This window comes from Streptomyces sp. NPDC004732, from assembly GCF_040609235.1.
GTDB lineage: Bacteria > Actinomycetota > Actinomycetes > Streptomycetales > Streptomycetaceae > Streptomyces.
This window is the reverse complement of the sequence record NZ_JBEXJR010000008.1, coordinates 216,112-222,475: the sequence shown is the minus strand read 5'-3', so window position 1 is coordinate 222,475 and position 6,364 is coordinate 216,112. Positions and strand designations below refer to the sequence as shown.

Below are 6,364 nucleotides of genomic sequence, written 5' to 3'. Positions count from 1 at the left end.
CGCAGTTCCCCGCGCCCCTTTCTGGCTACCCTTCGGCCTGGTCGCGCGGCCCCGTGCCCCCACCCTTCGGCCCGGTTGCGCAGTTCCCCGCGCCCCTTTCTGGCTACCCTTCGGCCTGGTCGCGCGGCCCCGTGCCCCCACCCTTCGGCCCGGTTGCGCAGTTCCCCGCGCCCCTTAGGCAGTCTTCGAGGACGCCACCGCCCTAGCCGCCGCTACCTCCTGGCGTAGGGGCTCCAGGACGCTGTCCTTGGTGTCGGTCGTGAAGTTCACGTGGCCCTTCTCCAGGATCACCGACGCGCGCAGGCGGTTCGCCAAGTCCCTTAGCTCGCGGGCCACTTCGGCCACCTCGTCCCGCTTCGGCGGCTCCGCTCCGTGCCGGATGCGGACCCTTGCCGCCGTTGTGGCGTCCAGGATGCGTTCGACGGCGACGACCAGTGGCCACCACGCGGCGGCGCGCGTTCCGGTGGGTGGTGGTTCGGTCAGGGCGCGCTGGAACTCGGAGCGGATGACGGACAGGTCGCGGTAGAGACCGCGGCGCATCCGGGCGCGGGCGGCGGGGTCCGCGTCGGCGCCGAACGCGCACTCCACGTACCGGGCGGTGTCCGCGACCGCGTCGGCGAGCCGGTCACCGATCCGGGTGCCCCAGCTCTCCGGCCAGAGCAGATAGCCCGCGACGAGCGTGATGGCGCAGCCGATCAGGCTGTCGACGAGCCGCGGCACGACGAGCCCGAGGCCCTGGTGGTTGAGGATGTCGGAGAGGAGGAGGATGACGGGGGTGATCGCCGCCGTCTGGTAGCCGTAGCCGCGGGTGGTGAGGGCCGGGATGAGCGGGGCGAGCAGCATCATCACCGGGACGTCCCACCAGCCGTGGGGGACCTCCGCGAGGACCGCCGCCGCGACCACCAGGCCCGCCGCCGTGCCGAGGGCGCGCAGCACGGCGCGGGAGAAGACCGAGCCGAAGTCGGGCTTGAGGACGAAGGTGACGGTGAGCGCCACCCAGTACGACCTGGGGACGTCGATGATCGAGACCAGGGCCTGGGCGATGCCGATGCAGAGCGCGAGGCGCAGGCCGTAGCGCCAGGAGGCGCCGGACAGGACGACGTTGCGGGCGGCGCGGCGGGCGCGGACGCGCAGGGCCGCGGGGCGGCCGAGGCGGTCGTCGGTCTCGATGACGCCGAGCGGGTCGGGGTCGGCCAAGGTCTCCGCGGCGTGCAGGACGGCGTGGTCGAGGGCGCGGGCGGCGTGGTCCTGGGGTTCGGGGATGCGGGCGGCGGCGCGGGCCGGGGTCCCGGCCGGGTCGGTGTTCGGGGTCTCGCCGCGCTCCACCGCGTCCGCGAGCGCGCGGACCGCGGCGGGGACTTCGGGCGGCAGGCGTACGCAGGCGTGGCGGGCGGCCTGGTCGGCGGCGGGGGCCGCCTCGATGACCGGGGTGAGGGCGTTCAACTGGGCGACGAGCCGGACCAGTTCGGGGGTGCGGCCGTGGTCGCGGGTGCGCCGGGCGAGGACGAGGTCGTAGCTCTGGTTCAGCGAGGTCGTCACCGCGGTGCGTGCGTCGCCGTACGTGTCCGTGCCCGCCGCGTCGAGCAGTGCGGCCACCGAGCGGTAGGAGGCGGCGACGGCGGCGCGTTCGGGGACGCCGGAGCGCAGCGGCCAGGCGAGCAGGGCGAGCGTGAGGACGAGGAGCCCGCCGCCGGTCATCAGGACGGGCGCGAGCCACCACTCCCCGGGCATGGGGAGCCCGGCGCCGACCACGCAGTTGAGCAGCAGGAGGAGGCCCGACACCGAGGCGACGGCACCGATCGTCGACATCATCCCGGAGACGAGCGCGACGAAGGTGACGGCGCCGACCGCGACCCAGCCGTGCCCGAAGACGAGCGAGCCGAGGGTGACGCCGAGGGCGCCGAAGAGCTGCGGGACGGCGATGTTGAAGATCCGCATGCGGTAGGCGTCGGCGGTGTCGCCGATGACTCCGGAGAGGGCGCCCATGGAGGCGAGCGCGCCGTACGAGGGCTGTCCCGCGAGGATGCCGAGGGCGAGGGGGAGCGCCATTGCCACGGAGGCGCGGGCCACGGCCGCCCAGGGGATGGGCGCGGACTGCGGCTTGAGGGACCTGACCAGCCAGTCGGGTGGGGTGAGCGGGCTCGGTGAGACCGGACGGGCGGGGCGGGACTCTCGGGGCATGCGCCCATTATCGGCGCTTTACGTGACTTGCCCTGGCCGGAGGATCAACGCTCTGTTTCGGCTTTGTGCAGGGTCAGTGTGACGACGAGCGCCCGGTGGTCGGTGTGTCCGATGTCCAGGAAGCGGGCGTCGCGGGCCGAGAAGTCGGGCGTGGCGAGGACGTGGTCGATCTGGGCGCCGAGCGGGGCGGGCGCGGCGGCGGGCCAGCTCGGGGCGCGGGAGGACCCGGCGAGGCGGGCGGCGTCGCGCAGTTTCCCCTTGTCCAGGACCGAACGGAACGCCGCGTGGTCCTGCGTGGCGTTGAAGTCCCCGGCGATGATGGTGGGCTTGCCGTCCCCGGCGGCCGCGTACTCCCGGATCCTGCCGAGCTCGGACTGCCACAGGCCGACCCCGCGGGGCACCGGGGGCATGGGATGCGCGAGCTGCACCCGTACGGGATGTCCCTCCACGTCGGCGACGGCGCCGGGCATGCCGAGGGTGCCGTCGATGCCGTCCGCGCCCTTCAGCGGGACCTTGGCGAGGATGACGGAGCCCTCGGCGCCGGACGCCTCGACGGACTCGCGGTAGGGGTAGTCGGCGTGCGGCAGCTCCTTGCGCAGCAGCGCGGAGCAGGAGAAGTCGCACTCCTCGACGAAGAGCAGGTCGGGCCGCTCCTCGCGGACGGCGTCGACGAGCCCTTCCGTACCGCCCCCGAACTCGACGTTCGAGGTCAGCACGCGCAGCTCGGCGACGGCCGGTCCGCTCGGCGCGTCGGTGTTCCCGTAGGGCTCCATGTACCAGGCGACGACACCGAGCACCACGACGCCCCACAGCATGCCGACGCGCCACCGCGCGAGCACGGTCATCAGCAGTCCGGCGACGGCGGGCACGAGCAGCCAGGGCAGGAAGGCGAGGATCTGCGGCACGGGCGTGAACCCGTCGGAGTCGGCCACCCGGAACCCGAGGACGACGCTGACCCCGGCCAGCAGCACCCCGGCCCCCCACGCCGCGACCCGCCCCACCCGCCGCCGGGGCTCCCGCGCGTCGAACTCCTCCTCGACGCCGGGTCCTACGGTCACCCGGTCCGCGCTGTCCAAGAATCCGGCCCTCTCGTCGTCGCTGAACTGCCACATCCCGCCTGCTCGAATCCTCCCTCAAGGACGAGGCGGGGCGGACGGCGGTTGCCCGACGGCCACCGGAGGGTCAGGTACGGCGGCGCAGCCGCGGCAGGAGCCACACCGCAAGAGCGACGAGCAGCATCACCGCGATGATCACCCACGCCGTCACCCGGAGCGTCTCCGTCAGGGCGTCGAACACCGCGCCCGCGGCGTCGCCGGAGATGCCGGAGGGGAGGTCGTCGAGGGTGAGGGCGCGGCCGATGGCGACGGCGAGGACCAGGACCGCCGCGGCGAGTGCCATGCCGAGTGCCGTGCGGACGGCCGCCCTGCGGCGGCGGACGGCGAGCAGGATGCCCGCGGCGGCCAGGACGGCCGCCGCCACCGCGGGCCAGACGCCCGCCGCCTGCAGCGCGTGGAAGCTCTGCCAGAGCCAGCCGAGGTCCTTGGACTGGAGCACCGTGATCTCCGTGTGCTTCACCGGGATCTTCGACGCGAACGGCACGCCTTCGTCGACCAGTTGCCGTTTGACCTGCTCGGTGATGGGCGCGAGGTCGATGGTGACCTCGCCGTTCGAGTCGTCGTTGAGGGCCGACTGCAGGGCGTCGTGCGCCGCCCGGTTCGCCGCGTTCCAGGCCGTCTTGTAGGACCCCGTCTCGGTGAACGACCCCACCGCGTCACGTACGAACGACTCGACCGTGCCCTGCAGCGGGCCCACGTCGATCTCCTTCATCACGGAGCGGGTGACCTCGTCCGCGACCGCCGCGCGTACCGAGGGGTCGGCGGAGAGCGGTGCCATCGTGGCGACGTAACTGTCCCGGTCGCCGATCTCGTACTTCGCCCAGACGGAGAGCACGCCCAGCGGGACCAGCACGCAGGCGAGGACCAGGAGGACGGCGGAGAGGGCGGCTCTGCCCCGGGCGGTGCTGCGGACGAGTTTCGGCACGCCTCCAAGGCAAGGCCCCGGTCACGCGGGGCGCGACCGGGGCGACTGCATATGGGGCAACGGCGTCCGCCGCCGCAGGCGGGCAACAGCCTCTACTTCCGGTTGTACAGACGCATCGTCACCGGCCCGAACACCGCCACCAGGAGCAGCGCCCAGCCGAGCGTCCACGCCAGCTCCGTCGTCGGCGACGTGCCGTCCATCAGGGCGCGGACCGCCGACGAGCAGTGGGTGATGGGGTTGTTGTTGACGAAGGCCTGCAGCCAGCCCGGCATCGTCTCCGGCTTCACGAAGATGTCGCTGAGGAAGGTCAGCGGGAAGATCACCATCATGCTGACGCCCATCACCGACTTCTCGGTGCGCAGCAGCAGCCCGAACATCGTCCAGATCCACGAGAAGGCGAAGGAGAAGACGAGCAGCACCGCGATGCCGCCCACGACGCCGACGAAGCCGCCGTCCGGGCGGTAGCCCATGATGAGGCCGACGGTGAGGATGACGACCGACGCGATGGCGTAGCGCAGGGCGTCGCCGAGGAGGTAGCCGACCATCGTCGAGGGGCGCCAGATCGGCAGCGTACGGAAGCGGTCGAAGACGCCCTTCTCGATGTCGGTGTTGACCGAGACGCCCGTGTACATCGTGATCATCACGACGGACATCACGAGGATGCCGGGCAGCAGGTACTGGATGTACTCGCGCGGAGATCCCGCCAGCGCCCCTCCGAAGAGGTACGTGTACATCAGCACCATCATGATCGGGAACGCCGTGACGTCGAAGAGCTGCTCCGGCACGTGCTTGATCTTGAGGATGGCGCGCCAGCCGAACGTCAGACAGGCGGACAGCGCGGTGGGCCTGGGCGGCCGCTCGGTGGCGATGAGGAGCTCGGCGAGGGACTCGGTCCTGACGGGCGCGAGATCCTGGGCCTCGATGGGGGCTGCGGTGCTCATGCCGTGGCCTCTTCCTTGACGTCGTCCGTGCCGGTCGCGGGGGTTGCGGGGGGCTGGTGGGCGGCGTCCGTGCCGGTCAGGGCGAGGAAGACCTCGTCGAGGCTCGGCTGGCCCAGCGAGAAGTTGTCGACGGTGATCCCGGCGCGGGCCAGCTCGGCCAGCGCTCGCGAGGCCTGCTCGGCGGCTCCGCTGCCGTCCGCCCCGGTCGCCCCGCCCGTCCCGTCTGCTCCGTCCGCCCCGACCCGGGCCGTCAGCGCGACCGGGTCCGGCTCCAGCTGCACCTGGGCGTCGAGCACCGCGCCGAGCAGCCGCGCGGCTTCCTCGCGCTGCGCGGCCTCCCGCAGCCGCACATGCACCGAGCCCGCGCCGACCGACGCCTTGAGCTCGCCCTTGGTGCCCTCGGCGATGACCTTGCCCCGGTCGATGACGGCGATGCGCGCCGCCAACTGGTCGGCCTCGTCGAGGTACTGGGTGGTGAGGAGGACCGTCGTGCCGTGGCCGACGACCGCGCGCACGATGTCCCAGACCTGGTTGCGGCTGCGCGGGTCGAGGCCCGTCGTCGGCTCGTCCAGGAAGAGCAGGTCGGGTGTGTTCAGGATGGACGCGGCGATGTCGATGCGGCGCCGCATGCCGCCCGAGTAGTTCTTCACCTGCCGCGCCGCCGCCTCCGTCAGCCCGAAGGCCTCCAGGAGCTGCCCGGCACGGCCGCGCGCCGCCTGCTTGGAGTGGCCGGTGAGACGGCCGAGCAGGATCAGGTTCTCCAGGCCCGTCAGGTCCTCGTCGACCGACGCGTACTGCCCGGTGAGGCTCACCCTGCTGCGTACGGCATCCGCCTCGCGCACGACGTCGTGACCAAAGACGTGCGCCTCGCCCCCGTCGGGCCGCAGCAGGGTGGCGAGCATCTTGACCGCCGTGGTCTTGCCCGCCCCGTTCGGTCCGAGCACGCCGTAGACCGTGCCTGCCGGGACGGAGAGGTCGATGCCGTCGACCGCGCGGTTGTCGCCGAAGGTCTTCACCAGACCCGCGGTCTCGATGGCCATGCTGCTCATGTCCGCCCGCCTTCTCACAGGAGCAAGGAGTCAGGGATTCGTCTTCGTGTTCGTCGAATCCGTCATGAGGGCAGACCGGGGCCGCCCCGGAAACTCATCGATTTCAGCGTAGGGAAGCTTCCGGTGGAGCGCTCGGCCGAACGGGTGTTTCCT

At 72.4% G+C, this 6,364-nt stretch carries 5 protein-coding genes; all 5 read right to left on the bottom strand.

Annotated features, from left to right (window positions below; genetic code table 11):
• Positions 1–174 precede the first annotated feature (174 nt).
• The 5 genes from ABZV77_RS24845 to ABZV77_RS24825 all read right to left on the bottom strand — a co-directional run bounded on the left by ABZV77_RS24845 (position 175) and on the right by ABZV77_RS24825 (position 6,211).
• Positions 175–2,181: an FUSC family protein gene (locus ABZV77_RS24845; RefSeq protein ID WP_356260797.1), complete on the bottom strand. Its 2,007-nt coding sequence runs from the start codon at positions 2,179–2,181 to the stop codon at positions 175–177.
• A 44-nt stretch (positions 2,182–2,225) separates the two neighbouring features.
• Positions 2,226–3,293, bottom strand: a complete 1,068-nt coding sequence (locus ABZV77_RS24840; RefSeq protein WP_356260795.1) for an endonuclease/exonuclease/phosphatase family protein — start codon at positions 3,291–3,293, stop codon at positions 2,226–2,228.
• A 70-nt stretch (positions 3,294–3,363) separates the two neighbouring features.
• Positions 3,364–4,221: a hypothetical protein gene (locus ABZV77_RS24835; RefSeq protein ID WP_356260793.1), complete on the bottom strand. Its 858-nt coding sequence runs from the start codon at positions 4,219–4,221 to the stop codon at positions 3,364–3,366.
• A gap of 92 nt (positions 4,222–4,313) precedes the next feature.
• Positions 4,314–5,162, bottom strand: coding sequence for an ABC transporter permease (locus ABZV77_RS24830; RefSeq protein ID WP_356260790.1), 849 nt, complete (start codon positions 5,160–5,162; stop codon positions 4,314–4,316).
• Entirely contained in the window at positions 5,159–6,211 is a 1,053-nt protein-coding gene (locus tag ABZV77_RS24825; protein WP_356260788.1) for an ATP-binding cassette domain-containing protein, read from the bottom strand. Before ABZV77_RS24825 ends, ABZV77_RS24830 begins: the two co-directional genes overlap by 4 nt.
• Positions 6,212–6,364 lie beyond the last annotated feature (153 nt).

Bases quoted from the DNA above. Each gene is read 5' to 3' on its own strand.
- ABZV77_RS24825 (WP_356260788.1), bottom strand. From the start codon at position 6,211: ATGAGCAGCATGGCCATCGAGACCGCGGGTCTGGTGAAGACCTTCGGC.
- ABZV77_RS24845 (WP_356260797.1), bottom strand. From the start codon at position 2,181: ATGCCCCGAGAGTCCCGCCCCGCCCGTCCGGTCTCACCGAGCCCGCTC.
- ABZV77_RS24830 (WP_356260790.1), bottom strand. From the start codon at position 5,162: ATGAGCACCGCAGCCCCCATCGAGGCCCAGGATCTCGCGCCCGTCAGG.
- ABZV77_RS24840 (WP_356260795.1), bottom strand. From the start codon at position 3,293: ATGTGGCAGTTCAGCGACGACGAGAGGGCCGGATTCTTGGACAGCGCG.